The organism is Sulfitobacter sp. R86518 (genome assembly GCF_042466275.1).
Taxonomy (GTDB): Bacteria; Pseudomonadota; Alphaproteobacteria; order Rhodobacterales; family Rhodobacteraceae; genus Sulfitobacter; species Sulfitobacter pontiacus.
On sequence record NZ_JAXHCA010000005.1, the window covers coordinates 1,422,120 to 1,447,375 of the forward strand.

20 protein-coding genes and 1 tRNA gene are annotated in these 25,256 nt (G+C 59.9%); 6 read left to right on the forward strand and 15 right to left on the reverse strand.

Going from position 1 to position 25,256, the window contains the following annotated elements; genetic code table 11:
• Window positions 1–134 precede the first annotated feature (134 nt).
• Window positions 135–974 (reverse strand): MoxR family ATPase, encoded by an 840-nt coding sequence (locus tag SJY36_RS07865; RefSeq protein ID WP_037945011.1) that lies wholly within the window; start codon window positions 972–974, stop codon window positions 135–137.
• A gap of 163 nt (window positions 975–1,137) precedes the next feature.
• Here SJY36_RS07865 and dksA point away from each other — a divergent pair, with 163 nt between their 5' ends.
• Together dksA and SJY36_RS07875 are read left to right on the forward strand one after the other, a co-directional pair.
• The gene (gene dksA, locus SJY36_RS07870) at window positions 1,138–1,560 is read left to right on the forward strand and encodes an RNA polymerase-binding protein DksA (protein WP_037945012.1); all 423 of its coding nucleotides are present in this window, start codon (window positions 1,138–1,140) and stop codon (window positions 1,558–1,560) included.
• A 113-nt stretch (window positions 1,561–1,673) separates the two neighbouring features.
• A complete protein-coding gene (locus SJY36_RS07875; RefSeq protein WP_386174096.1) occupies window positions 1,674–2,843 on the forward strand; it encodes an FAD-dependent monooxygenase in 1,170 nt (389 codons plus the stop codon).
• Window positions 2,844–2,867: 24 nt separating this feature from the next.
• Here the strand turns inward: SJY36_RS07875 and SJY36_RS07880 are convergent, their stop codons facing one another.
• Window positions 2,868–3,917: an ornithine cyclodeaminase gene (locus SJY36_RS07880; RefSeq protein ID WP_184582176.1), complete on the reverse strand. Its 1,050-nt coding sequence runs from the start codon at window positions 3,915–3,917 to the stop codon at window positions 2,868–2,870.
• Window positions 3,918–3,938: 21 nt separating this feature from the next.
• Window positions 3,939–4,859, reverse strand: a complete 921-nt coding sequence (gene rocF, locus SJY36_RS07885) for an arginase (protein WP_386174100.1) — start codon at window positions 4,857–4,859, stop codon at window positions 3,939–3,941.
• A 111-nt stretch (window positions 4,860–4,970) separates the two neighbouring features.
• Between rocF and SJY36_RS07890 the strand changes: the two genes are divergently transcribed.
• Complete coding sequence (locus SJY36_RS07890) at window positions 4,971–5,408, forward strand: Lrp/AsnC family transcriptional regulator (protein ID WP_037944188.1); 438 nt, start codon at window positions 4,971–4,973, stop codon at window positions 5,406–5,408.
• A gap of 18 nt (window positions 5,409–5,426) precedes the next feature.
• On the opposite strand, the gene SJY36_RS07895 is transcribed toward SJY36_RS07890, so the two are convergent.
• Both SJY36_RS07895 and SJY36_RS07900 read right to left on the reverse strand, forming a co-directional pair.
• Window positions 5,427–5,894 (reverse strand): disulfide bond formation protein B, encoded by a 468-nt coding sequence (locus SJY36_RS07895; RefSeq protein WP_353627860.1) that lies wholly within the window; start codon window positions 5,892–5,894, stop codon window positions 5,427–5,429.
• Window positions 5,894–6,472, reverse strand: coding sequence for a YqaA family protein (locus tag SJY36_RS07900; RefSeq protein WP_009826966.1), 579 nt, complete (start codon window positions 6,470–6,472; stop codon window positions 5,894–5,896). The genes SJY36_RS07895 and SJY36_RS07900 overlap by 1 nt, the downstream gene beginning before the upstream one ends.
• Window positions 6,473–6,595: 123 nt before the next feature.
• On the opposite strand from SJY36_RS07900, the gene SJY36_RS07905 reads away from it, so the two are divergent.
• Window positions 6,596–6,679: transfer RNA gene (locus SJY36_RS07905), tRNA-Leu, on the forward strand.
• A 171-nt stretch (window positions 6,680–6,850) separates the two neighbouring features.
• On the opposite strand, the gene SJY36_RS07910 is transcribed toward SJY36_RS07905, so the two are convergent.
• From SJY36_RS07910 to SJY36_RS07945, 8 genes are all read right to left on the reverse strand, one after another.
• Complete coding sequence (locus SJY36_RS07910; protein ID WP_386174105.1) at window positions 6,851–7,777, reverse strand: carbohydrate kinase; 927 nt, start codon at window positions 7,775–7,777, stop codon at window positions 6,851–6,853.
• Window positions 7,774–9,330, reverse strand: coding sequence for a mannitol dehydrogenase family protein (locus SJY36_RS07915; protein WP_386174108.1), 1,557 nt, complete (start codon window positions 9,328–9,330; stop codon window positions 7,774–7,776). Before SJY36_RS07915 ends, SJY36_RS07910 begins: the two co-directional genes overlap by 4 nt.
• A gap of 50 nt (window positions 9,331–9,380) precedes the next feature.
• Window positions 9,381–10,385, reverse strand: coding sequence for an ABC transporter ATP-binding protein (locus SJY36_RS07920; protein ID WP_386174111.1), 1,005 nt, complete (start codon window positions 10,383–10,385; stop codon window positions 9,381–9,383).
• Between the two features lie 12 nt (window positions 10,386–10,397).
• A complete protein-coding gene (locus SJY36_RS07925; RefSeq protein ID WP_005853358.1) occupies window positions 10,398–11,228 on the reverse strand; it encodes a carbohydrate ABC transporter permease in 831 nt (276 codons plus the stop codon).
• Between the two features lie 10 nt (window positions 11,229–11,238).
• Window positions 11,239–12,105, reverse strand: a complete 867-nt coding sequence (locus SJY36_RS07930; RefSeq protein ID WP_005853360.1) for a carbohydrate ABC transporter permease — start codon at window positions 12,103–12,105, stop codon at window positions 11,239–11,241.
• 117 nt (window positions 12,106–12,222) lie between these two features.
• The gene (locus tag SJY36_RS07935; protein ID WP_005853363.1) at window positions 12,223–13,524 is read right to left on the reverse strand and encodes a sugar ABC transporter substrate-binding protein; all 1,302 of its coding nucleotides are present in this window, start codon (window positions 13,522–13,524) and stop codon (window positions 12,223–12,225) included.
• 114 nt (window positions 13,525–13,638) lie between these two features.
• Window positions 13,639–14,670, reverse strand: a complete 1,032-nt coding sequence (locus SJY36_RS07940) for a LacI family DNA-binding transcriptional regulator (RefSeq protein ID WP_037944213.1) — start codon at window positions 14,668–14,670, stop codon at window positions 13,639–13,641.
• Entirely contained in the window at window positions 14,624–14,848 is a 225-nt protein-coding gene (locus SJY36_RS07945; protein ID WP_386174116.1) for a hypothetical protein, read from the reverse strand. Before SJY36_RS07945 ends, SJY36_RS07940 begins: the two co-directional genes overlap by 47 nt.
• 1,084 nt (window positions 14,849–15,932) lie before the next feature.
• On the opposite strand from SJY36_RS07945, the gene SJY36_RS07950 reads away from it, so the two are divergent.
• Window positions 15,933–21,623, forward strand: a complete 5,691-nt coding sequence (locus SJY36_RS07950) for a Hint domain-containing protein (protein WP_386174118.1) — start codon at window positions 15,933–15,935, stop codon at window positions 21,621–21,623.
• Window positions 21,624–21,735: 112 nt separating this feature from the next.
• On the opposite strand, the gene SJY36_RS07955 is transcribed toward SJY36_RS07950, so the two are convergent.
• Window positions 21,736–22,338, reverse strand: coding sequence for an NTP transferase domain-containing protein (locus SJY36_RS07955; protein ID WP_386174121.1), 603 nt, complete (start codon window positions 22,336–22,338; stop codon window positions 21,736–21,738).
• Between the two features lie 173 nt (window positions 22,339–22,511).
• Between SJY36_RS07955 and SJY36_RS07960 the strand changes: the two genes are divergently transcribed.
• Window positions 22,512–23,879: a DUF2254 domain-containing protein gene (locus tag SJY36_RS07960; RefSeq protein ID WP_037966411.1), complete on the forward strand. Its 1,368-nt coding sequence runs from the start codon at window positions 22,512–22,514 to the stop codon at window positions 23,877–23,879.
• Between the two features lie 9 nt (window positions 23,880–23,888).
• Here the strand turns inward: SJY36_RS07960 and SJY36_RS07965 are convergent, their stop codons facing one another.
• Window positions 23,889–25,193 carry an HlyC/CorC family transporter gene (locus SJY36_RS07965; protein WP_005853373.1) on the reverse strand — a complete coding sequence of 435 codons (1,305 nt, stop codon included), beginning with the start codon at window positions 25,191–25,193 and terminating at the stop codon, window positions 23,889–23,891.
• Window positions 25,194–25,256 lie beyond the last annotated feature (63 nt).

Here is a 25,256-nt window from a genome sequence, read left to right on the forward strand (position 1 = left end):
AGGCAGGCTTATGACCATCGTTGCTTAGACGTCACAAATAGGACATGCGCGTTTGCAGCCGTGAAATAACGCGCGGGCGGTTGGATGTTCGCTTTATGCGGGATCGGGGCGCGGCGCACCGCGCCCCTTGGGGGTCACTTTTGCGCGCGTGCCATAAAGGCAAGCCGTTCGAACAGATGCACGTCCTGTTCGTTTTTCAGCAGCGCACCGTGCAACTTTGGCAGGGCCGACTTGCCGTCTTTTTTCAGATCGGCGGCATCCATATCTTCGGCCAGCAACAGCTTGAGCCAATCCAGCACTTCCGACGTGGACGGTTTTTTCTTCAGCCCTTGCTGTTCGCGAATTTCGTAGAATTGGGTCAGCGCCGTGGTCAACAGGGATTCCTTGATGCCGGGGTGGTGGACCTCGACGATCTTGCGCAGTGTGTCCATCTCGGGGAACTGGATGTAGTGGAAGAAGCAGCGGCGCAAAAAAGCGTCGGGCAGCTCTTTTTCGTTGTTCGAGGTGATGATGACGATGGGGCGGTTTTCGGCTTTGATCGTCTCGCCTGTCTCGTAGACGAAGAACTCCATCTTATCGAGCTCTTGCAAAAGGTCGTTGGGAAATTCGATGTCGGCCTTGTCGATCTCGTCGATCAGCAACACGGTTTTGCCTTCGGCCTCAAACGCCTGCCACAGCTTGCCCTTGCGGATGTAGTTTTTCACATCATGCACACGCTCTTCGCCAAGCTGGCTGTCGCGCAGGCGGCTGACGGCGTCATATTCGTATAGACCCTGTTGCGCACGGGTGGTCGATTTGATGTTCCATTCGATCATGGGCAGGCCAAGGGCGGCTGACACTTGTCGGGCAAGTTCCGTTTTACCTGTGCCGGGCTCACCTTTTACAAGCAGAGGTCGTTCCAGCGTTACAGCTGCATTCACCGCAATCGTGAGGTCATCTGTGGCGACGTAATCTTGAGTACCTTGGAATTTCATCTTGTTTTCAACCTTCTTCAACGCGCTATTCTTGGTCCTTAAACCAACAAACATAAGCATTGTGTAGTGACAATCCGCTAACGCTGCGTTAGATGCACGCCACGGGAGTGATGTCGGGAGACGCGCCTTCATGACAGGATTTAAGACCGCGATGGGGAATGATATGAAGCAGGAAGTTTTTTTGGCGGATGGTTATACACCTGCCGAAGACGAGCCGTTCATGAATGATCGGCAAGTCGAATACTTCAGACGCAAACTATTGAACTGGAAAGCCGAGCTGCTGGCGGGAAGCCGAGACACGATCGAGGGCTTGCAAGACGGGACACGCAACATCCCCGATGTGAACGATCGCGCCTCCGAGGAAACGGACCGCGCGCTGGAACTGCGCACACGGGACCGCGCCCGCAAATTGGTCAGCAAGATCGACGGAGCGCTGCGCCGCATCGATGAGGGTGAATTCGGCTACTGCTCTGTCACCGGAGAGCCGATTTCGCTGAAACGTCTGGATGCGCGTCCAATCGCCACGATGAGCCTTGAGGCGCAAGAGCGTCACGAGCGCCGCGAGAAAGTCCACCGCGACGATTGATCGTCCGGTAACGGGCCGCAAATGACGGCATTTGCGCGAGAATGATAATGAAAGCGCCGCGGTGAGAGCCCGGCGCTTTTGTGTATGAAGCTGGCAAGACAGGCTAAAGCAAAATGGGCATCGGCAACGCAATCGTTATTGGTGGGGGTATCGGCGGCTTGGCCGCCGCAGCGGCTTTGTCGCGCCGCGGTATGGCTGTCACGCTGCTGGAGCAGGCTCCGGCGATCACCGAGGTCGGCGCCGGTCTCCAGATCAGCCCTAACGGTATCGCGGTGTTGCGGGCCATGGGGCTTGAGGCGAAGCTGACCGAACGCGCGGCGGTGCGCGGGCAGGCGGTGGTCTTGCAGGATTACAAGGCCGGCGCGCGGGTGGCGCGGTTGGACCTGATGCGCGGGCAGGGCGCATATCCCTATATGTTCGTGCATCGCGCCGATCTGGTGGACATCCTGCTGGGCGCGGCCAAACGGGGCAATGTGACGGTAGAGCTCGGGGCCGAGGTGGCAGAGGTGACCCCCGGTGCCACACCGCAACTGCGCCTGACCGATGGGTCGCGCCGACGGGCAGAGCTGATCGTTGATGCCAGCGGGATACACAGCCGCGCGCGAGCGGTGTTGAATGGCACGGATCAGGCAAAGTTCACCGGTCAGGTCGCGTGGCGCGCGGTTGTGCGCAATGATTTCAACCACCCAGACGAGGCCCATGTCACCATGGGGCCGGGCCGGCATCTGGTCAGCTACCCTTTGCGGGGCGGGCGGCTGGTCAATCTGGTCGCGGTGGAAGAGCGTGAAAGCTGGGCCGCCGAAGGCTGGAACCATGCGGACGATCCGGCAAACCTGCGAAACGCCTTTGTGGGTTTTGGCGGGCGGGCTGCCGCGATGATCAATGCGGCTGAGGCCTGCACGCTTTGGGGGCTCCACCTGCATCCGGTTGCGCAGACGTGGCATCAGGGCGGGGTTGTCTTGCTGGGGGATGCCGCGCATCCGACACTGCCGTTCCTAGCGCAGGGCGCCAATATGGCGCTTGAAGATGCATGGGTGCTGGCCGACAGCGTGCTGAACCACCCCGCAGAACAGGCGCTCGCCCGTTATCAAAGCCTGCGTCAACCCCGTGTTACCCGCGTCGTCAAAGCGGCGGCAGGCAATGCCGCGCGCTATCACTTGCGACCCGGGCCTTTGCGGTCGGCCGCGCATTTGGGGCTAAAGCTGGGCAGCACCCTTGCACCCTGGGCGATGGTCGGCGCGTTCAACTGGCTGTACCACCATGATGTGACCGCGCCGAAATAGGCTGACTTCGTCTTTACTTCGCCGTTACTTGGCCCGTTGCAACATGCCGAACAGATCCCGCGGGTCTTCGGGGTCGGCCAGCAGGTCAAGCGGGTCGAACAGATCGGTCGCTTTGATCTGGTCGCGCACATAGCGCAGCGCCGAGAAATCCTCGATCGCAAAGCCGACGCTGTCGAACAGGGTGATCTGCTTGTCATCGGTGCGCCCCTGCGCCTGACCGGTCAACACCTGCCAGATTTCGGTCACAGGGTGATCCGGTTCAAGCTGCTGTATCTCTCCCTCGATCCGGGTCTGTTCGGGGTATTCCACAAAAATCCCTGCGCGGTGCAGGATCGCGGGGGCCAGTTCGGTCTTGCCCGGACAGTCGCCGCCGATGGCGTTGATGTGGATGCCGCTGCCGACCATATTATCCGTCAGGATGGTGGCATATTGCTTGTCCGCCGTGCATGTGGTGACGATCTGCGCGCCCAGCATCGCTTCTTCCGCGGTGTCGCAGGGCACGACCTTGATGCCCAGACCTTGCAGGTTGGCGGCGCATTTGGCGGTGGCATCTTTGTCGATGTCGTACAGACGCACCTCGTCGATGCCGACGATGGCCTTCATGGCGAGGGTCTGGAATTCGGATTGCGCCCCGTTGCCGATCATCGCCATGACATGCGCGCCCTTGGGGGCCAGCAACCGCGCCACCACGGCAGAGGTCGCCGCCGTGCGCAGCGCCGTCAGCATCGTCATCTCGGATAGCAGCACAGGATAACCGTTGGCCACATTCGCCAGCAGGCCAAAGGCGGTCACGGTCTGCAACCCCTCCGCCGTGTTCGAGGGGTGGCCATTCACGTATTTGAACCCGTAGACCTCGCCGTCCGAAGTCGGCATCAGCTCGATCACGCCCTGTTCCGAATGGCTGGCCACGCGCGGGGTCTTGTCAAACAGCTCCCACCGTTTGAAATCCGCCTCGATATACTCCCCAAGCCCGATCAGCATGGGTTCAATCCCGATGTGGTGGATCAGCTTCATCATATTGTCGACGGAAACGAAGGGCACCAGCGCCTTGTCAGAGGGGGTCAGATTGGTCATGGTCGTGGTCCTTTACTCAAATCAATAGGCGCGGGTGGGGCGGTCGAATACGCGGCGGCCAAAGGCAGAGGCGGCCAGATCGACCATCAGCTGCGCGGTGCGGCCCCGTTCATCCAGGAAGGGGTTCAGCTCTACCAAATCAAGCGAGGTCATCAGCCCGCTGTCATGCAGCATTTCCATCACCAGATGGCCTTCGCGCACGGTCGCACCGCCAGGGACAGTCGTGCCAACCGCGGGGGCAACGGACGGATCAAGGAAATCCACATCGAGCGAGACATGCAGCATCCCGTTCGCCGCAGCGACCTTTTCAAGGAAGGTGTTCAGCGGCGTGGCGATGCCCGTCTCGTCGATCTCGCGCATGTCGACGCGCTGGATGGTGGTTTCCTGCAGGGCTGCACGCTCTGCCGCGTCGACGGAGCGCAGGCCGATGATGGCGATATTATCGTGCGGCAGCGGGTAGGGAAGATCGGGGAAGGCATCAAAGCCTTCGCGCCCTGTCACATAGCCCAAAGGGGTGCCATGCAAGTTGCCGCTGTCGGTGCTTTCGGGCGTGTGGAAATCGCTATGCGCGTCCAGCCACAGCACAAACAGGGGGCGTTCCTGCGCCTGCGCATGGCGCATCGCGCCCAGGACGGTGCCGGAGGCAAGCGCATGATCGCCGCCCATGATGATCGGGGTACCGTCCTGCAAGGCGGCTTGGGTGGCCTCGGCCAGACTGTGAGTCCAGGCGATGGTTTCCTCAAGCGCGTGCAGTTTCGGGTGCTGGCCGGGCGTGAAGGGCGCGGGCGCGACATTGCCACGGTCTGTAACGCTATGGCCCAGATCGGTCAGCGCGCCCGCCAACCCTGCGGTACGATAGGCATCGGGGCCCATCACACAGCCCAACCGGCGCTTGCCGCTATCCAGCGGGGCCCCAAGAAGAATACAGTTTTGTCCAGACATGGGTGAGATCCTTTCGTCAACGTTTCCAAGACGATATCTAGCTGGTCTGGTCAGAAACAATCATCTAAAGTGACCAAATCGGAGATAATTTGACCAAACTGGACAGCCAAAATGGACACAACGGACGAAGCAATTCTGGCAGCGCTGCGCGACGACGCGCGGGCGTCTCTGTCTGATCTGGCAGCGGCCTTGCGGCTGTCACGTACCACCGTGCGTGCGCGTCTCGCCCGTTTGCAACAAAGCGGAGAGATCTTGGGCTTTACCGTCGTGACGCGCTCGGACGTGCGTGCCGATCCGGTGCGCGGATTGATGATGATCGAGATCGAGGGCCGCGGCGCTGACCGCATCACCCGCACGCTGGCCGGTATGGCGGCGTTGCGTGCCGTGCATTCGACCAATGGCAGATGGGATGTGATCGTCGAGATCGGCACCAAAACGCTTGAGGAGTTCGACGAGGTTCTGGCCCGCATCCGCAAGCTCGACGGGGTGGTCGCGAGCGAGACGAGCCTTTTGCTCAAGACGCGCAAGGCAGGGCAGGCCGCCTCCTAGAGCGGCCTGCAAGATGGTTCAGCGCGGCGTGCGCGCGGCAGAGACCCAGAACGCCAGCAGGATGGCGCAAATGACCGCGTTCCAACCCGCCATGGACAGACCGAAAAGCTGCCAAACGATGTCATCACACATAACCAGACCGGACGGCGCGCTGGTGGACAGAAGATCGCTGCCGCTCATCGCGCCAAGATCCATGCCGCCGCCTGTGCAGGACGACGGACCGGGCCAGAATTTCCATTCCACCCCCGCATGATAAACCCCGATCAGCCCCGTGATCGCCACCGACAGCGCGCCCAGCCAGATCAACGCCCGCGGGGCACCAAAGAGCACGATCACCCCGATGGCAATCGCCGCCGCATGGGGCCACCGCTGCCATAGGCACATTTTGCAAGGCGCATAGCCGCCGATGTGTTGGAACCCAAAGGCCCCCAACAGCAGCGCAGCAGACCCCAGCGTAGCGATCAGGACATAGGTGTTTCGCGTCATCACAGATACCTCAGCAAGAAGAAGCTGCCGAACAGCAGCACGACAAAGACCGTAAATACCAAAGGCAGACGGCGTTCAATAAAGTCGCGGATAGGTGCGCCAAATTTCCACAGCAACGCCGCCACGATGAAGAACCGCAGCGCGCGCGCAAGGATCGAAGTCACGATAAAGGTCGCCAGCGGCATCCCCGTCCACCCCGACATGATCGTGATCACCTTGTAGGGGAAGGGGGTGACGCCTGCGGTCAGCACAGCCCAGAAGCCGACGCCGTTGAACCGGTCCGAGAATGCCGCCATCGCGTCGCCTTTGCCAAGGCTGGCAAGGATCGGTTGGCCCAGTTGTTCAAATGCCAGCGCACCGATGGCGTATCCCAGCAGGCCCCCCAAGACCGAGGCGACCAGCGCGATCCCCGCGATGAGCCATGCGCGGTTCGGGCGCGCAAGGATCATCGGGATCATCAGCACATCCGGCGGAATGGGAAAAACAGAGCTTTCAAGGAATGCCACAACCGCAAGGGCCCAAAGCGCGTGCGGGTGGTTTGCCAGGCCCAGAACCCAGTCATATAGCCGTCGGATCATACTGCGGTCTCCGGTATTGTTTTCTGTTCAATGGCAACACCAGAACAATCGGACGGGGTCAAGCAAAAGCGGTAAAATTGCTCTTGCCGTGGGGCGCGTGGCACGGTAACAGACCCCCATTGTGCCCAAGTGGCGGAATGGTAGACGCAGGGGATTCAAAATCCCCCGCCGCGAGGCGTGCCGGTTCGAGTCCGGCCTTGGGTACCACCTTGTTCTTGCAAGGCTTTCCGTAAAATTCAGTTTCGATCGTCGATAGGTGTAAAGGTTGCTTTTGCAGCTTTGGCGATGTCGCGTCCTCTTGTTCGTTGCATATCAAAAGCCGCGCAGGGAATTGCTGCGCGGCTTTGCGAAAGGGATCGTCTGGGGGTGTGGTTGGCGTTAAAGCTCGTTCGCCCAAGGCGGGTTGGCACCGGCGCGTGACACTGTGATGGCGGCGACGCGGGCACCATAAGTCATCGCGTCGCGCAAAGCGTCGGGATCAAGCGTGCCAAGGGCTGCGGGCGTCAGCAGGTCCAGTTCGGACAGCTTCGCCAGAAATCCCGCATTGAACGTATCACCGGCACCGATTGTATCGACGACGTTGGTCTTTACCGCGGGCACCGTGATGGATGTGCCGTCTGCAAGCGTTGCGATGGCACCCTCGGCCCCTTGGGTGACAATCACGACCGACGGGCCGGTGTCGAGCATTGCGCTGATCTTTTCGGCCTGCGTCAACGGGGCGGGGTTCAGCCAGTTAAGATCCTCGTCCGAGACTTTGACGATATCCGCCTGGCTGATCATCGCCGCCATCCGGCGGCGGTAGCCGTCCGCGTCAGTGATAAACAGTGGGCGGATGTTGGGGTCGATCATCACCGCCCGCGGCCCGCCCTGACGTTCCAGCAAGGCTGCATATGCGCTGGCACTGGGATCGCTGGCAAGGCTGATACCGCCAAAGAAAAGCGCGGTGATATCGCTTGGCAGCGCTGGCATATCCTCGGCGCGGATCATCCGACCGGCGGAGTTTTCGTCGAAGAATGAATAGCTTGCCTGCCCATCTTCAAGTTTCACAAAAGCCAATGTGCTAGGACGATCAGAGCGGATGATATGCGTGGTGTCCACGTCACTGGCCTTCAGCGCATCGGCGAGCTGATCGCCGAACATATCGCGCGACAATCCGGTCAGCATGCCCGCGCGGGCCCCCAAGCGGCCAAGCGCGATGGCGGTGTTAAAGACCGCGCCGCCCGAATGGGGCACAAACCCGTCCGGCCCGTCGAGCGACGGGGCCGCGACCATATCGATCAATGCCTCCCCGCAACACAGGATCATTGCCCGATCCCCGCGCGGTCACCGGCCAATGCGGCGGCCACATCCGGCTGATCGGTATAGACCGCAAGCGCGGCCTCGCAGCCTTCTGCCCAGATGAGCGAGAGCCAGTGCTCAAACGCCTCGGCAAAGGCCTGATGCTCGGCCAAATCGCCATAGATATGACGCTGCGCAAGCCAGAGCTGCGGCGCTTCGCGCGCGGCCAGGGCCACAGCGTTGAGGCGCGCCCACTGCGGGTCGTTCGGCTCGATCTCTGTCCCGTCCATGCGGGTGCCTGCACACATACGGGCCCATAGCGCCTCTACCAGGGCCAGACCGGAGCAACTGCCCTTTGCCGCCAAGGCGTCGCGCAGGACCGGCAGGACAAATCCGGGATGCCGTGATGACCCGTCAAAGGCCACGCGCCGTGTGGTGTCGCGGATCGCGGGGTTGGCGAAACGTTTGGCAATCAGTTCGACATAGGCCGCCGGGTCTTGACCGGGCACGGCGGCGACGTAGGGGGCAATTTCCTCGGCCTCGATCTTGCGGAACATGGCAGAGGTCAACGGGTGCGCCATGCAATCGGCGATGGTTTCCAGGCCCAGCAACTCTCCGGCGTTGGCCAAGACCTGATGTCCTGCGTTGAGGATGCGGATTTTCATCGCCTCGTAGTCATGCACCGCGTCGGTAAAGATCGCCCCCGCCTTGTCCCAGTCGGGGCGTCCGGCGCAGAAGTCGTCTTCGATCACCCATTGGCGGTAGTTCTCGTGGGTCACCGGTGCCGCGTCATCGACGCCAAGGCTTTGCGCCAGCGCGATTTCGTCAGGGCCGGTGGCGGGCACGATGCAATCCACCATAGAGTTCGGGAAGCTGCAGTTTTGATCGATCCACTGGGCAAGCGCCGTGTCACTTTGGCCGGCGAGGGTCACGACGGCCTGGCGCGTGGCGGTGCCATTGCCGCGCAGGTTGTCGCAGCTTTGGACCGTGAACGGACCGTGGCCCGCATCGCGCCGCAGCTTGAGCGCGGCAATGATCGCCCCGAAAACCGTCTTGGGCTGATCGGGCTGCGCGCGGTCATGCTGGATATCGGCGTGGGTCAGATCAAGCCCGCCGGTTTCGGGGTCGATGAAATAGCCGCCCTTTGTCACGGTCAGCGACACGATGCGGATCGCGGGATCCGCCATCGCGGCAATCAGCGGCGCGTTATCTTCGGCGATAGGGGTGTAGTCGATCATCGAGCCGACGACCTCTGCCGTGACACGGCCGGGGGCAAGCTCGATCAAGGTGGTCAGATAGTCCTGCACTTTAAGCTTCTCGCGCATCGCGCTGTCATAGGCCCGCACACCGGCGCCGATCAGCGCCCAATCCTGCGCCAGACCCTGTTGCATCAGCTTGTGCAGATACCACGCCTGATGGGCGCGGTGGAAATTGCCCAGCCCGATGTGGATGATCCCCGCCGTGAGCGCGGCGCGATCGTAGTCGGGCGTGCCGATACGGGCGGGCAGGTCACCAAGGCGGTCCAGGGACAGCGGCACCGGAGGCGGCGCGTCGGTGTTTGTTATGGTCGGTTCATTCATGAGACCGCTTTCGTAGGAAGCAAAGTTAAAGGGCAGGGGCACGCGGCGCTTCATGCGATGCGTAGGCCGTTGGCGTCGAAACGGTGAAGCGAGTCCTCGCGCGGGGTCAGGAACACTCGGTCACCGTGGCGCAAGCCCACTTCGCCGCGGGCGCGGACGGTCATCATCTCGGTCAGGCCCGTGTCATAGACGTGTAAGAACGTGTCCGACCCCAGATGCTCCGACACTTTGACGACGCCGCTCCAGGTGCCTTCGGTTGTCGATACGTCGATGTGTTCAGGGCGGATGCCGATGGTATGCGCACCGTGTTTGGCCGCCTCGGGGCCCGAGATCAGGTTCATCTTGGGCGAGCCGATAAAGCCCGCGACAAAGGTGTTGCGGGGTGTGTGGTAAAGCTCAAGCGGGGAGCCGACCTGTTCGATCACACCGGCCTGAAGCACCACGATCTTGTCGGCCATGGTCATCGCTTCGACCTGATCATGGGTGACGTAGATCATCGTCGTCTCAAGCCGTTTATGCAGCTCAGAGATTTCAAGCCGCATGCCCACGCGCAAGGCCGCATCAAGGTTGGACAGCGGTTCGTCGAACAGGAAGGCCGCGGGTTCACGGACAATTGCCCGACCAATCGCCACACGCTGGCGTTGCCCGCCCGACAGCTGGCCGGGTTTGCGGTCCAGATAGGCGGTCAGGTTCAGCGCTTTCGCCGCGGCATCAATGCGGCGGTTCTGTTCGTCCACGGGGATACCCGCCATGCGCATCGGAAAGGCGATGTTCTTGCGCACGGACATATGCGGATACAGCGCGTAGGACTGGAACACCATTGCCAGACCACGCTTGGCGGGGGGCACATGGGTGGCGTCCTGTTTGTCGATGCGGATTTGCCCGCCCGAGGTATCTTCGAGCCCCGCAATCAAGCGCAGCAGGGTGGATTTGCCACAGCCCGAGGGGCCGACAAAGACGGTGAATTCGCCGTCTTCGATGGTCAGGTCCAGCGGCGGGATGACTTCGACGTCACCGAAGCGCTTGGAAACCTTGTCTAATGTGATGCGTCCCATGGTGTTGTTTCCTTATTTCACTGCGCCAAAGGTCAGGCCGCTGACAAGTTGTTTCTGGCTGAACCAGCCAAGGATGAGGATCGGCGCGATGGCCATGGTCGAGGCCGCGCTGAGCTTGGCGTAGAACAACCCCTCGGGGCTGGAATAGCTGGCGATAAAGGCCGTCAGAGGGGCAGCCTTGGCGGCGGCGAGGTTGAGGGTCCAGAAGGCTTCGTTCCAGGCGAGGATCACGTTCAGGAGCAGCGTGGAGGCGATGCCGGGGATCGCCATCGGCGTGAGGATATACAGCACCTCTTCGCGCAGGCTGGCACCATCCATACGGGCTGCCTCAAGGATCTCTCCGGGGATTTCCTTGAAGTAGGTGTAGAGCATCCAGATGATGATCGGCAGGTTGATCAGCATCAGCACCACGACCAACCCCAGCTTGCTGTCCAGCAGACCCATTTTGATAAAGATGAGGTAGATCGGATACAGCACCCCGACCGCTGGCAGCATCTTTGTGGACAACATCCACAGCAGGATATCTTTGGTCCGGTTGGAGGGGACAAAGGCCATTGACCAGGCGGCGGGAACGGCGATCAGGATGCCCAGAAGGGTAGAGCCCCCCGCGATCACCACCGAATTCCACAAGAACCGGCCGTAGTTCGAGCGTTCCTGCACCGCGGCATAGTTCTCTAGTGTCCAGTCAAAGAACAGGAACACCGGCGGGTCTGCAATCGCCTGGGCTTCGGTCTTGAAGCTGGTCAGGATGGTCCAGAGGATCGGGAAGAAAATCAGCAGCCCGACGCCCCATGCGAGTGCGGTGTTCAGAGCCTTGCGTTGTGTGGTCGTTGCACGTGCCATGACGGGCTCCTTATGCGTCGAGGTTCTTGCCAACCATGCGCATCAGGAAGATGGCAACGATATTGGCGAGGATGATGGCATAGACACCGCCGGCAGAGCCGAGCCCGATGTTCTGGCTTTCCAGCACGCGCTGGAAGATCAGATAGGTCAGGGTTTTGGTGCCAAAGGCGCCTTGGGTGGTCACGAAAATTTCGGCGAAGATAGAGAGCAAAAAGATCGTCTGGATCAGCACCACCACCGTGATCGCCCGCGACAGGTGGGGCAGGGTGATGAAACCAAAGCGTTTGACCGGCGATGCGCCGTCCATCTCGGCGGCCTCCAGTTGTTCACTGTCCAGCGACTGGATCGCGGTCAGCAGGATCAGCGTCGCAAAGGGCAGCCACTGCCAGCTGACAATCAGAATGATGGATTGGGTCGAGGCTTCGGTCAGCCACACCAGCGGTTCAGCCCCGAACAGGCCCCACAGGTGGGCGAGCAGCCCGTTGACCGGATCCATGAACATGTTTTTCCAGACCAGCGCCGATACGGTCGGCATCACGAAGAACGGGGCAATCACGAGGATCCGAACGATCCCTTGACCCCACATCGGCTGGTTCAGCAAGACGGCCAGCAACACACCCAGAACGACGGTGATGAACAGGACGCCGCCCACGATCACCAGTGTCGCCTGAACCGACGGCCAGAAGGCGCTGGACGATACGAAGCGGACGTAGTTGTCAAAGCCGACCCACCCCAGATCACCGCCGCGCAGGGGCAGGTATTTGCGAAAGGAAAAATACAGCGTCATCGTCAGGGGGACGAGCATCCATCCCAGAAGCAGCACGACAGCGGGGGCCATCATCAGACGGGCGGCCGATCGTGAGTGTTGCGTTGCCATTGAATATACCTCCTCCGTTGACGGGCTAGGGCCGTCCCGGACGATCATGCACGTGTTGGAAAAAAGGGGCCAGTCAGCAAGGGGGAGCTTTGCTGACTGACCCCGAGGGCGATCAGATCAGTAGCCGGCGGCTTCCATCTCATCGGTGGTCAACGCTTGTGCGTTGGCCAGGGCTTCATCGACGGACTGTTGTCCTGCCAGCGCGGCAGAGAACTCTTGTCCGACCTGTGTGGCGATGCCTGCAAACTCCGGGATAGCTGCAAACTGCACACCGACGTAGGGCACCGGATCCACGGTTGGCGCGGTGGGATCAGCCGACAGGATGCTGTCCAGTGTCATCTGCGCGAAAGGCACCTTTTTGTATTCGGCGTTTTCGTACAGCGATGTCCGCGTGCCGGGAGGAACATTTGCCCAACCGTCTTTCTCGGCGACCAGTTCAAGATACTCTTTGGACGTGGCCCATTCGATGAATTCTTTCGCGGCGGCTTCGTTATCGGTGCCGGCAGGGATGCCAAGCGCCCAAGCCCACAGCCAGTTGCCGCGTTTGCCTTTGCCGGTGTCAGGTGCCAGCGCAAAGCCGACCTGATCCGCGACGGTGGAATCTGTCGGGTTGGTCACAAAGGACGCCGCAACAGTCGCGTCGATCCACATGCCGCATTTGCCCTGTTGGAACAGCGACAGGTTTTCGTTGAACCCGTTGTTCGCCGCACCCGGAGGGCCCGCGTCGTTCATCAGGTTCACATAGAACTCAAGCGTTTCTTTCCATGCGGGCTGGTCAAACTGCGCAGTCCAGCTTTCGTCGAACCAGCGTGCCCCAAAGGCGTTTGCTGTCGCGGTGAGGAACGCCATATTCTCGCCCCAACCGGCCTTGCCACGTAGGCAGATGCCGTTGATGCCGGCGTCACGGTCGGTCATGGCGCGGGCGGCCTCAGCGACGAATTCCCATGTGGGCGCGTCGGGCATCTCCAGTCCGGCTTTCTCCATCAGGTCCTTACGGTACATGATCATGGAGCTTTCGCCATAGAAAGGGGCCGCATAAAGCGTACCGTCGACGCTCAGACCGCCGCGCATTGCGGGCAGGATGTCGTCGGTGTCATAGTCTGCAGACAGATCGTCCAGCGGCACCAGCCAGCCTTGCTTGCCCCAGATCGGGGTCTCGTACATGCCGATGGTCATGATGTCGAACTGCCCACCTTTAGTGGTGATGTCCGTGGTCACACGTTGACGCAGGACGTTCTCCTCCAGCGTGACCCATTCGACTTCGTGGCCGGTTTTGGCAGTAAAATCATCGGTAAAACCCTGCATCCGGATCATATCGCCGTTGTTGACTGTAGCGATTGTGATCGTATCCGCAGAAGCAGCGGCTGCCGTCAAAAGTGAAATGGCGGTCGCCGTTCGAAACGCGTTCAAAACAAACATCTTCTACCTCCCTGATGAGATGTTATCGACAAGCTTACGGCTATTGGTGAACTCGCGTCAATTTGAATTTTACGCGCGTCTAGTTTTGCGATTTAGACGGGTGTTTTCAATAATCTAGGCAGAGCCCCTGAGCACGAGCTTTCCGTCAAACAGCGTCTCTGTACGCGAATCAAGAGAATCATCCGCCTCGATCAGCGCCAGCAGGGTGGTCGCGCTTTTCTCGGCAATGGCTTCGTAGTCTTGGGACACGGTGGTCAGGCGCGGGCAGGTGAAGCGCGAGAAAGGATGGTCGTCATGGCCCGCGACGCGGAAGTCGTGGCCTGCCTCGATCCCGACGCTCATCCCCGCCTCGAAAATGGCGGACAACAGCCCGATGGCCAAACGGTCGTTGCTGCACAGTATTGTTTTCGACGGCAGGCTCCGGTCGCGGATCACGCGGGTGCCTTCGCGAAACCCGATCTCTTCGAACTCCCATCCCTCGCCACCGACCTGGATCAGATGCGGCGTTTGGCCCAGACGTTCCATCGCCCTGACATAGGCCGCCCGCCGTTTGTAGGCGTTGGGGTTCATCGGGTCTTTCATCTCGAAAAAGGCAGGCGGCTCGCCCGTGCGGCACAGGTAGTCGACGATCAGATCAACGCTTTGTTCATTGTTGGAGCCTATGAACGCCTTGCCGACCTTATCGATGTTCGCATCGAACAGGACGGTAGGGACCTCTTCGGTAAAGGTCTGGATCTGCGCGTGGTCAGAGCTGCGCCCGAAAGCGGCCAGCAATACGCCCGCGGGTTTCAACATGCGCAGGTTTTCGAGGTTCTCCAGCTCCATCTCGGGGCTGCCGTGCGACCCGAGCAGAACGGGCCGGAAGCCCTGCCGCAAGATGTGCTCTTCGATCGTGCGGGCAATCTTGGCAAAGAAAGGGTCGGCCAGATGCGGCACCACGACGCCGATGTTCTTGGTCAAACGGCGGTTCTGGTTCATGGCGTAAAGATTGGGCCGATAGTCATATCGGTCCAGCGCTGCCTCAACCCGTTTGCGGGTGCTGCTACGCACGCTGGTGGGGTCGTTGAAGAACTTGGAAAGCGTCGGACGGGAGATCCCGCTAACGGCGGCAAACTCTTCCATATTCTTGATTTTCCGACTGCTCATCAAACGCTTCTTCTGGTGGTGGCAGAGGCCAAGTGACGATGCCATGTTCCTGTATCTGTTGGATCAGCATACTTGTCGCGCGGTAAATATCACCCCCTAACATCATGAGACAGTGGGATTTTGCTGCGAATTTGACCAAAATACCCTGTTGCGGTTGTAGCGGCAGATGTTCGCTCAAACGCATGTCCTCGTGTCAAACTTGTGGTGTCGGACCTAAATAATCGGCATATGGCACCCCACTTGGGGTGCCGAAGACTATCCTTTAGGTGGTATTGCGATTCGGTTTCGCGCTGGCAAACTGGCGGCGTTTTCGAAAAAATGGGCGCGGTCGCAAACTATTGGTTCCAAATCGCGAATTTACGCCCCGCCACAGTCCCGCCACGCCGAATTTAATCGCAAAGATGGTTTATTGTGTCTGCCTACGAAACAGTGTCGAAGGTTGGGTTTGGGAAATCATTAAAATTAAGTGAAAAACCCCAAAAATCATTCTCTCCATCGAAATTCGCACCCTAAAATGGGAAACAATTCGCTACCTATGCGTGCATATTCCGCGCCGCCGTCGTGTCAAAAAAGGCGGAAAAGAGGCGCGTCTGCGAATTCTTGCCATTTTTTCCTTCCAGCAACGTCAACGGGTAGGTAATAAGAACGTGCCCAACTGGGGGGCAAAGTTTTTTAGGTTTCGGGGGCGACCGCATCGAACGCACATGTTGTGCGGGGAAGATGTGTTCGCTTGGCTCTCAAGAGCCGATGAATATACCACTGCCGGTTGCGCGGCAGCGGGCAGCTGTCTGCGGCTGATCCTCCCTTCAGGACGGTAGAGTTCTTTGTGTGTCGTCTGTGACCGCGGAGCTTTGTTAGGGGTATTGTGCGCCGTTTTTTAACGGCCCGCCACGTTGGCGGAAGGAGGAGAAACTGATGGGAAACTGTATCTACAGACCACTACTGCCGGACCGTTCGGTTATGGGTGATGTTGCAACTCTGCGTTGCTCCGCCGCTGCCGACACCGTCTTGATTTCTTCCCCGAAGCGCCGTTTTCGGATCACATCAAGAACACAAATGACCCGTATCCAAACGGCTGCAGATTTGGGCGTGTCACGCGATGCACCCGTCCGCGCGCCGTATGTCTCATTGCAGCAGCGTCGCGGGCAGGGCGTTGCTTTGTCCCGCCTTAGTACCCCGGCACAGAATTGGTGCCATGTGAATTAATTAGCTTCGCCCATGACTGGGCACCCTCGTTTTACGGCTGACGGTACAACCGTAGCGTGCCTGACCTGATTTTGGAGACGACCGATATGACCATCTTTTTGAATAAACTGTGGCTCTTTGGAAAAACCTCGACCGCCGAGGCCGAGAAAACCGCGACCGAGGCTCCGGCCGACGGGCCGAACGGGATCGTGGACGGTAACCAGCAGGGCAACAAGATCGACGCCAGCTATAATGATGACCCAAGCGGAGACCGTGTTGACGGTAACGACGCGGTCTTCGGCAACGTCGGGTCCAATGATGACATCATCCTCGCACGTGGCGGCAATGATACGGTCAACGCGGGTTTGGGGAACGATACGGTCGTCGCAGGGTCGGGCAATGATTATGTCGACGGTGGCAAGGGCAACGACATCCTGATCGGTGATGGCGCGACCAAGGGCAACTACGGCGACACCCGCGAAAGCTTTGAATGGTCCAAGGCACCCGACCCATCGGGCGACGGTTCCGCGATCGACGACAATGACAACCTCAAGGGCGGGTTCACCCAGAATACCGGCACCGTCAACGTCACATTCGAGCTCAAGAGCTTTTCGCCGAAGAACAATGCGGACCAGGAATTCAGCGATAGCAAACAGTTCACCGGAAATGTCGAGGGCGATGCCCACGGCGTGAACGATAACAGCTCCTTTGAATTGCTGGCCAACTGCACCGGCGAAACAAAGTTCGAACTGCGGTTTGACGAGGCCGTTGGCAATGTGTCGTTCAATGTGAACGACATCGACAACAGAGGCGCTGTGAAAGTGCTGGCCTATGATGCATCCGGCAAGATGATCGACGTCGATATGATCGCCAACAGCAGCTCCGGCAAAGTGAAGCTGACGGACAGTGACGGCAAGTTCGGCGTGGACACGGCCACCAGCGAGGGCGGCGACGATTCCCCCTCGTCGAGCAAGTATTCCGTTAACGTGTCCATCGACGGTCCCGTATCGCGGATCGAGTTCATCCACACCGGTGCCACAAGCGGCAACTCGGGCGTCAACGTAACAGACGTGTTCTTTGACAACCCCGCGGCTTTGCTGGCGGATGACGACGGCACTGTCGGCAACGACACGCTGCACGGCGGCGAAGGCGATGACATCATCTTTGGCGATAGCGCCGGCCTGACCAAAGCGCAGCCCGTCTCGAAGACTGTTGAGCCTGTGTCGGGTGCGGATCATACCGTTCTGACGTGGGATCTGGCGAATGTGACGGTGGCTGGAGGTTCAAGCCCCTTCCAGAACAGCGATGTGGGCTCCGGCGATCTGTCTGGCAAGTCGTTCACCATCAACGAAAATTCAGCACCTGTTGCGGTTGGCATCAATGATGACGACGATAAGTTGAATGATAACGACAACTCGCAAACCTTGGCGAAAACCACCAAATTGGATGGCAACACCGAATACGCCGGCGACAAGATCATCCCCGAGTATTCCTATATTGTGCGTCCCGAAGGCGCGGTGGATTCCTCGCAGGATGTGACAGTCTACGTCGTGAACTTTGACGGCAACGATGCCGTCGGTTTCGTGACAGACAAACCGCTGGAAGTCGGCAAATCCTACGATTTCGTCAGCCACAACTCTAATTTGCCGTCGATCAAATACGATCATATCGCCAAAACCTATACCGTGAGCGAAGACAGCACGTCCCCAACCGATGGCACCGTTGGTGGTGACGATGTGCTGACCGGCGGGAATGGCAACGACACGATCTTTGGTGAAGGCGGCAACGACAGTATCGAAGGCAACGCGGGCCACGATTCGATCGAGGGCAACCACGGCGATGACACCATTTCCGGTGGCACCGGCAATGACACGATCTATGGCGACAACAACACCGGCGGCACCTCTACGCCCGGCGGCACGACAGAGCGTGAGAGCTTTGAGTGGGACAAGGCACCAGACCCCCATGACAACTCGGCTGTCGATAATAACGACAATCTGGGCGGTGGCTTTGTTCAGGACACGGGCAACGTCAATGTGACCTTCTCGGTCACCGGCAGCAGCAAAACGCCCGAGACGACATTCTCCACTGACCAGCAGAAGGTGCATTCGATCACCGGCGACGGTCAGGCGACCAATGCGAACAGCTCTTTAGCGTCTCTGGCGAACCAGGATGGCGAAAGCGCGACCTATCGCCTGGACTTCTCGAAGGATGTGACCAACATCAGCTTCCGCATCAATGACATTGATAACGCGTCGAAAGTTGTGATCGTGGCCGTTGGCCCCGATGGCGCACGCACGCCGATCAACGTCAGCACAGGTGGCGGCATTCAGGCGCAGAACCAGGACGGCGTTGGCGGGAATGAAACGCTGATCAGCCGCGGTGCCGATGGCCCGGATACAGATCCGAGCCACTCTGCGCTGGTGAACATCTCGGGTCCGGTGGACTATCTCGAAATCACCCACACGATGGATCAAAGCCTGTCGCCAGGGAACCACGCGGGCATCAATATCACCGACGTCTATTTCGACGCGCCCGTGGGCGGCGTTGACGGGGGTGCCGGCAATGACCTGCTAATGGGCGACGAGGGCGATGATCTGATCGACGGCGGCGCAGGCAATGACACGCTGTTTGGCGGCAATGATGACGATACGCTGATCGGCGGCGACGGTGATGACCAGCTCACTGGCGGCGAAGGAAAAGACAACATCAGCGGCGGCGCGGGCAAGGATACCATCTTTGGCGGCACCGATGGCGATACGGTTGACGGTGGTGCCGGCGGCTTCAATGCCGACCCTGCGCTGAACACCGACGATGACACGCTGGACCTGACCGGTTTGAACTTCCGCCTGCGCGATCTGGAACCAGACAGCAACGGCAATGGTCAGAACGGTACTGTTGACCTTTATAACGACGACGGCACATCCGCGGGCTCGTTCAAATTCACCGAGATCGAAAACATCATCGGCGAAGAGATGGCCGGTCCGGTTGATGGTCTGGACTCTGGCGAGGATATGGCCCCGGGCTACACCGATGCCCAGGGCGACCAGATCGACGGCACCGACGGGATCAACGATACGATCTTTGGCAACGGTGGCGACGACACGATCGACAGCGGGTTGGGCGACGATACCGTTGACGGCGGCGCGGGCGACGACACGTTCACGCTGACCGATGGCGTCGATAATGACGTTATCATCGGCGGCGAAAGCGGCGAAACCGACGGCGATGTCATCGACAGTACGGCCGTGGATGATGATCTGACGGTCACTTTCACCGCGCCGGAAGAGGGCACGTTGACCGACGGCACCGTCACCACCAAGTTCACCGAGATCGAGAACCTTGAACTTGGCGGTGGCAACGACACGGTCACAGGCTCGGACGGGAATGAAAATGTCCTGACTGGCGGCGGCGATGACGTTGTCGAAGCGGGCGGCGGCCATGACGAGATCGACGGGCAAGGCGGCAATGACACCATCGACGGTGGCACCGGCGACGACACGCTGACCGGCGGTCAGGGGAACGACTCCCTCGTCGGTGGTGAGGGTGACGACGTACTGACCGGCAACAAGCCCGGTGCGATCGGTGTGCCCGACACAGACGTTCCACTGGTCTCCACACCCTTTGATCAGGATACCAACCCCAACGACGACAAAGACACGCTGATCGGCGGCGCGGGGAATGATACGATCGATGGCGGCGATGATGCCGACTATATCGACGGTGGCGACGATGATGATGTCATCGAAGGCGGCATCGACAACGACACCATCTATGGCGGCAGCGGCAACGACACCATCACCGATGTCCAAGGTGCGGACGAAATCTATGGCGGTGACGGTGACGATCTGATCGAAGCGGGTATCGACACCTTCTCTGATTATGCGAATGATCAGCCGACCGTCGGTGGACGACCCAACCCATTCTTCAACTCCGGCGATCCGAACAAGGACGATGGTCGTGATTTCGTCGATGGCGGCAGCGGAAACGATACGATCCGCACCGGCGACGACTCTGACACCATCTACGGCGGTACGGGCGACGATTCGATCAACGCGGGTATCGATGACGATGAGGTCTACGGCGACGACGGCGACGACAGCATCATCGGCAGCCACGGGTCCGACAGCCTGTATGGCGGCGAAGGCAATGACACCATCTATGGTGGCTTTGGTAACGAACCGATCGCCGGCTACGAGGGCGAGGAAGTCGACGCCACCGATCCGCAGCCGAACAACGGCAAGGACTATATCGAAGGCGGTGCCGGCAATGACGTGCTGTACGGTGAAGACGACAACGACACCATCCTGGGTGGTGCCGATGACGACTACATCGACGGTGGCATTGACGACGACAGCCTGGATGGCGGTCAGGGCGATGATACGATCTTGGGTGGTCAAGGCAACGACACCATCCGCGGCGCACAGGGCCATGATGAGATCGATGGGGGGGACGGTGACGACTCCATCCTCGCGGGCAATGGCGACGACGACGTTAAAGGCGGTGCCGGTAACGACACCATCGACGGCGGTCAGGGCAACGACACCATCGACGGCGGTGACGGCGATGACTCCATCCTCGGGGGCTTTGGCGATGACTCCATCCTCGGGGGTGCCGGAAACGACACGATCATCGCGGCCGGTGACAATGATACCGTAGACGGTGGGACCGGTGACAACTCCATCAGCGGTGTGCGCGGCGACGACATCTTGTTCGGTGGCGAGGGTGACGACACCATCGACGGCGGTGAGGACAACGACAGCATCGACGGTGGCGTCGGCGACGACAGCCTGCTGGGTGGCTTTGGCAACGACACCATCGAAGGCGGTGAAGGCGACGATACCATCAGCGCAGGTGGCGGCGACGACATCATCAGCGGTGGCGCGGGCAATGACAGCCTGCAAGGTAACGACGGGCGCGATACCTTCACCAACGTCAACGGTGGCGACACCATCGACGGCGGTGCCGGCACAGATGCCTCTGACTACGACGTCATCGATCTGAGAGGCGCGCTGAGCCCCGGCGGCGGTTATCGTCTTGAAAACGTCACACCGGATAATGATGCCGGTGACACCATCGACGGCGACAGCCCCAACGATGGCATCGACGGTACGATCGTCTTTACGGATGCGTCCGGCACTGAAACCGGTCGTCTCGACTTCACCAACATCGAAGAGATCATTCCCTGCTTCACGCCGGGCACCTTGATCGCTACGCCGAAAGGGGAACGTCGGGTCGAAGATCTGGTGGTGGGCGACCGTGTCATCACCCGTGACAACGGTATCCAGGAAATCCGCTGGGTCGGTGCCCGCGAGATGACCGGACAAGAGCTGGCGCATAAGGCGCATCTGCTGCCGGTTCTGATCCGTCAGGGCGCTTTGGGCAACAATCTGCCCGAGCGTGACATGCTGGTCAGCCCCAACCACCGCGTTCTGGTGGCCAACGACAAGACAGCGCTCTACTTCGAAGAGCGCGAGGTTCTGGTCGCGGCGAAACACCTGACCGGTCTGGAAGGTGTTGACATCGTTGAAACCTCTGGCACGACCTACATCCACGTGATGTTCGACCAGCACGAGGTGATCCTGTCTGACGGCACATGGACCGAAAGCTTCCAGCCGGGCGATATGAGCCTTGCAGGCGTCGGCAACGCGCAACGCAACGAGATCCTGGAGCTTTTCCCGGAACTGGCAACGCGCGAAGGGGTGGACGGCTATGTCGCCGCGCGCCGCACGCTGAAAAAGCACGAGGCGAAACTTCTGACGAAGTAAGCGCCACATTATATGCAGCAACAGGCCTGCATCCCCTTGGGGGTGCGGGGCGAAGAACGGGGCAGGCGGCTGTCCCGTTCTTCGTGTTCAGGGGTACGTGGTCAGGGGCCGGTCAGCGCGCCGCGCGCCATGCGGCCCATGCTTCGGGCGTATCAAGGTCCAGTCGTGCGCGGTTCTTCGGCAGGGGGATCAGCAGCGTCTCGTCCTGGGCCTGAGCGATGATCTCTTTCCCGCCGGTGTCACCTTGAATTTGGCCAAAATGATCAAAATGGCAGGCGGCAAAAACTGTCGGGTGACCCGGCTTTCCATCCGCCGTCGTACCGCGCCATATCGTGTAATTTGATTTAATATCAACGGCGCGAAAGACGGTGTTCAAGTCATCTTCAGTCAGTTCTGGCAGGTCGGCAAGCAGCACCATCGCGGCAGGCGTACCGGCGGGAAGGGCCGCAAACCCCGCGCGGAGCGAGGCGTTCATCCCCTCTGCCGCATCGGGAACGGGGAGCGCTTCAACCTCCATATCAGCCACAAGCGCGTAGCGCGGGTGGGGCGCAGGTGGCAGCGCCACAATGACGGCGCGTCGCGTCGCCGCCCGCGCGATCCGTGCCTGTCGGCGCAGTAGGGGTTCGCCCTCCACAACTTCTAGCAGTTTGTCGCGCCCCCGCATCCGCGAGGATTGCCCCGCGGCCAGCAGGATGATGGGGATGTTATGGCTCATACACCGACCATAGCCATAATTCTCAACCACCGTAAGAGCATAGCATCAGTTCCGCCCGCTGATTTAGCCCTGCGTTTTTGAACCATCGGGCGGCATAGGGCGTTGGGCTTGTAAGCCAGGTGATCTCCGCGCAAGCTTGTTGAACATGGCACTTCATGACGCGGACATACCCTATGAACTTTGACTTCCTTTTGCCATCGACGCTGCTCCGCAAGGGCCGTGAATACAGCCGCAAGCTGTGGGTGCGGGTGCTGATCATGGGGTTGTTGGCGGTCTTGTCGCTGCTGCTGAGCATGTTGATCGAACGCTGGATCCCGCAATCGCTCGCGACCTATCTGACCGGCAGTGCGGCGGACCGGTTGTTGTCGATTATTGCCAACGCGATGCTTGCGGTCACCACCTTTTCGCTTAGCGTCATGGTCACGGTATATCGCAGCACCTCGACCCAATGGACGCCGCGCATTCACCGCTTGATCGTGCAGGACCGCACCACCCAGAATACGCTGGCCGTCTTTATCGGGGCCTATGTCTATGCGCTGATCGCCATCATCCTGCGCGAGCTTGGGGTGTTCGACGACAAGCGGTCTTTCGTGTTGTTCGTGATGACGGTGATCGTATTGACGGTGATCGTGTTCAGCCTGATCCGCTGGGTGCTGCATTTGCAGACCTTTGGCAGCCTGATCGATACCTCGCGACAGGTGGAGGATCAGACACGCCGCACCTTCAAGGAACGCCTGCATAATCCCTGCCTCGGGGCCAATCCGCTGACAGGTGATATCCCCGACAGTGCAAAGCCGTTCACAGCGGATGAAAACGGCTATATCCAGCATATCTATCCCGAAGCGTTGAATACCGTGGCGGAAAACCACGGGGTGAAGATCTATCTCAAGCGCAACATCGGCAGCTTTGTTTTCGTCAACGAACCTTTGATGATGATCGACCGCGTGGGGCAGCCCAAGGATGATGAACACACCGATGAAACGCTGCATGCAGGGATCAATGCCAGTATCACCATCGGCGATCTGCGTACCTATGACCAAGATCCGCGCTTTGGCCTCATCGTGATGGGAGAGGTCGCGTCAAAGGCGCTGTCGCCGGGGGTCAACGACCCCGGCACCGCGATCGACGTGATCACCCGCATTGGTCGCATCCTAAGCTTTTACGAGGACGAGACCGAAAGGGACCGCGACGAGGTGCTGGACCACATCTATGTCGCACCACTGGACCCGTCCGACCTGATGCAGGACGCCTTTGGCGCGTTGGCGCGGGACGGGTGTACGGTGGTCGAGGTGCAGCAGCGGCTTCAAGCCACGCTGACCGGCCTGATGCGGCACCCTGACGAGGGGCTACGCATCGCCGCGCGCAGGGCTGCCGAACGTCACCTCAGACGCGCGCTTGCCAAGATCGACTTTGAACCCGACCGGGCGCAGTTGATGGAAAGCGCCAGCCAAGACGTGCGCGATGCGGTCCGTGACGCGGTAAAGCACAGTGATACCGAGGATGACGCGCCAAAGATGGACAATGACACAGACACCACCTGAGGGCGACTTTTACAGGGGGCGGATTTTCAGCTGTGTGATCCGGTTGCCATCGCGGGCGATGACCTCGAACCGGAACCCGTGGAAAGAGAACACCTGATTGGGCGTCGGGATCATCTGCGCTTCGTGGATCACCAGACCGGCGACGGTATTGGCTTCTTCGTCGGGCAAGTCCCACTCCGTGGCGCGGTTGAGGTCGCGGATCGTCATGGCCCCATCGACGAAATATTGCCCGTCCTCGGCCTTGGTCACGCCGTGGTCCGCATCTGGGTCGAATTCATCGGTGATCTCGCCAACGATTTCTTCAAGGATATCCTCGAGCGTGATCAACCCCTGAAGCGAGCCATATTCATCCACCACCAGCGCAAAATGGGTGCGGCGCCGTAGGAACTGGCGCATCTGTTCGTCCAGCGTGGATGTCTCGGGCACGAAATAGGGTTTCATCGCGATATCGGCGATTTTGAACGTCTTGAACGGTTTGTCATCCTCGGCACCGCTGATGTGCTTGTACATGGCACGCAGCAGGTCTTTGGCATGGATCACACCGATGATGTTCTCGGGATCATCGCGGTAGACGGGCAGGCGGGTGTGGTTGCTTTCAAGGATCTGTTCAAGGATCTGCGAAGGGTCATTGGCGGCATCGATCATCTCGATCCCTGACCGGTGGAGCATCACCTCTTCCACCATACGTTCGCGCAGATCAAGGGCACCAAGAATACGGTCGCGGTCTTCCTTCTCTACCACCCCTTCGGAGCGGCCGATTTGCAGCGCCCCCGCGATTTCCTCGCGTACGGCAAGGATGTTGCTGTCAGGGTCGATGGTCACGCCGAAAAGGCGCAGGATGCCGCGGACCAGAAACCGCACGGCTGACACCACGGGGCTGAAGATCAGCACCACCAGCGCAATGGGCCGCGACACGGCTGCGGCGGCGGTTTCAGCATTGGTGATCGCATAGGTCTTGGGCAGAACCTCGGCAAAGATCAAAACCAGCAGCGTCATCACCAGCGTCGCCAGCGCCACACCGGATTCGCCAAAGACCCGCGTGAACAGCGCCGTCGCAAGCGAGGCTGCAAGAATGTTCACAAGATTGTTGCCCAGCAGGACAGAGCCGATCAGCCGCTCGTTATCCTCGGTGATCTTGAGCGCACGTTCCGCCCCCTTGGACCCTTTATCCGCCTGACCCCGCAGCTTGCCCCGCGATGCCGCCGTCAGCGCCGTTTCAGACCCCGAGAAGAAGCCGGAAAGCACCAGAAGAAACAGGATGATACCGCTGCTGATCCAAAATGCGCCGTCTAGGATTGCGGGGGCCGTGTCCATTTGTGAGTATACCTTATCCGTTTGCTCATAGGGTTATGGGCGTGTGTGCGGTTTCATTCAAGG

Bases quoted from the DNA above. Each gene is read 5' to 3' on its own strand.
- SJY36_RS07865 (WP_037945011.1), bottom strand. From the start codon at position 974: ATGAAATTCCAAGGTACTCAAGATTACGTCGCCACAGATGACCTCACG.
- dksA (WP_037945012.1), top strand. From the start codon at position 1,138: ATGAAGCAGGAAGTTTTTTTGGCGGATGGTTATACACCTGCCGAAGAC.
- SJY36_RS07875 (WP_386174096.1), top strand. From the start codon at position 1,674: ATGGGCATCGGCAACGCAATCGTTATTGGTGGGGGTATCGGCGGCTTG.
- SJY36_RS07880 (WP_184582176.1), bottom strand. From the start codon at position 3,917: ATGACCAATCTGACCCCCTCTGACAAGGCGCTGGTGCCCTTCGTTTCC.
- rocF (WP_386174100.1), bottom strand. From the start codon at position 4,859: ATGTCTGGACAAAACTGTATTCTTCTTGGGGCCCCGCTGGATAGCGGC.
- SJY36_RS07890 (WP_037944188.1), top strand. From the start codon at position 4,971: ATGGACACAACGGACGAAGCAATTCTGGCAGCGCTGCGCGACGACGCG.
- SJY36_RS07895 (WP_353627860.1), bottom strand. From the start codon at position 5,894: ATGACGCGAAACACCTATGTCCTGATCGCTACGCTGGGGTCTGCTGCG.
- SJY36_RS07900 (WP_009826966.1), bottom strand. From the start codon at position 6,472: ATGATCCGACGGCTATATGACTGGGTTCTGGGCCTGGCAAACCACCCG.
- SJY36_RS07910 (WP_386174105.1), bottom strand. From the start codon at position 7,777: ATGATCCTGTGTTGCGGGGAGGCATTGATCGATATGGTCGCGGCCCCG.
- SJY36_RS07915 (WP_386174108.1), bottom strand. From the start codon at position 9,330: ATGAATGAACCGACCATAACAAACACCGACGCGCCGCCTCCGGTGCCG.
- SJY36_RS07920 (WP_386174111.1), bottom strand. From the start codon at position 10,385: ATGGGACGCATCACATTAGACAAGGTTTCCAAGCGCTTCGGTGACGTC.
- SJY36_RS07925 (WP_005853358.1), bottom strand. From the start codon at position 11,228: ATGGCACGTGCAACGACCACACAACGCAAGGCTCTGAACACCGCACTC.
- SJY36_RS07930 (WP_005853360.1), bottom strand. From the start codon at position 12,105: ATGGCAACGCAACACTCACGATCGGCCGCCCGTCTGATGATGGCCCCC.
- SJY36_RS07935 (WP_005853363.1), bottom strand. From the start codon at position 13,524: ATGTTTGTTTTGAACGCGTTTCGAACGGCGACCGCCATTTCACTTTTG.
- SJY36_RS07940 (WP_037944213.1), bottom strand. From the start codon at position 14,670: ATGAGCAGTCGGAAAATCAAGAATATGGAAGAGTTTGCCGCCGTTAGC.
- SJY36_RS07955 (WP_386174121.1), bottom strand. From the start codon at position 22,338: ATGAGCCATAACATCCCCATCATCCTGCTGGCCGCGGGGCAATCCTCG.
- SJY36_RS07960 (WP_037966411.1), top strand. From the start codon at position 22,512: ATGAACTTTGACTTCCTTTTGCCATCGACGCTGCTCCGCAAGGGCCGT.
- SJY36_RS07965 (WP_005853373.1), bottom strand. From the start codon at position 25,193: ATGGACACGGCCCCCGCAATCCTAGACGGCGCATTTTGGATCAGCAGC.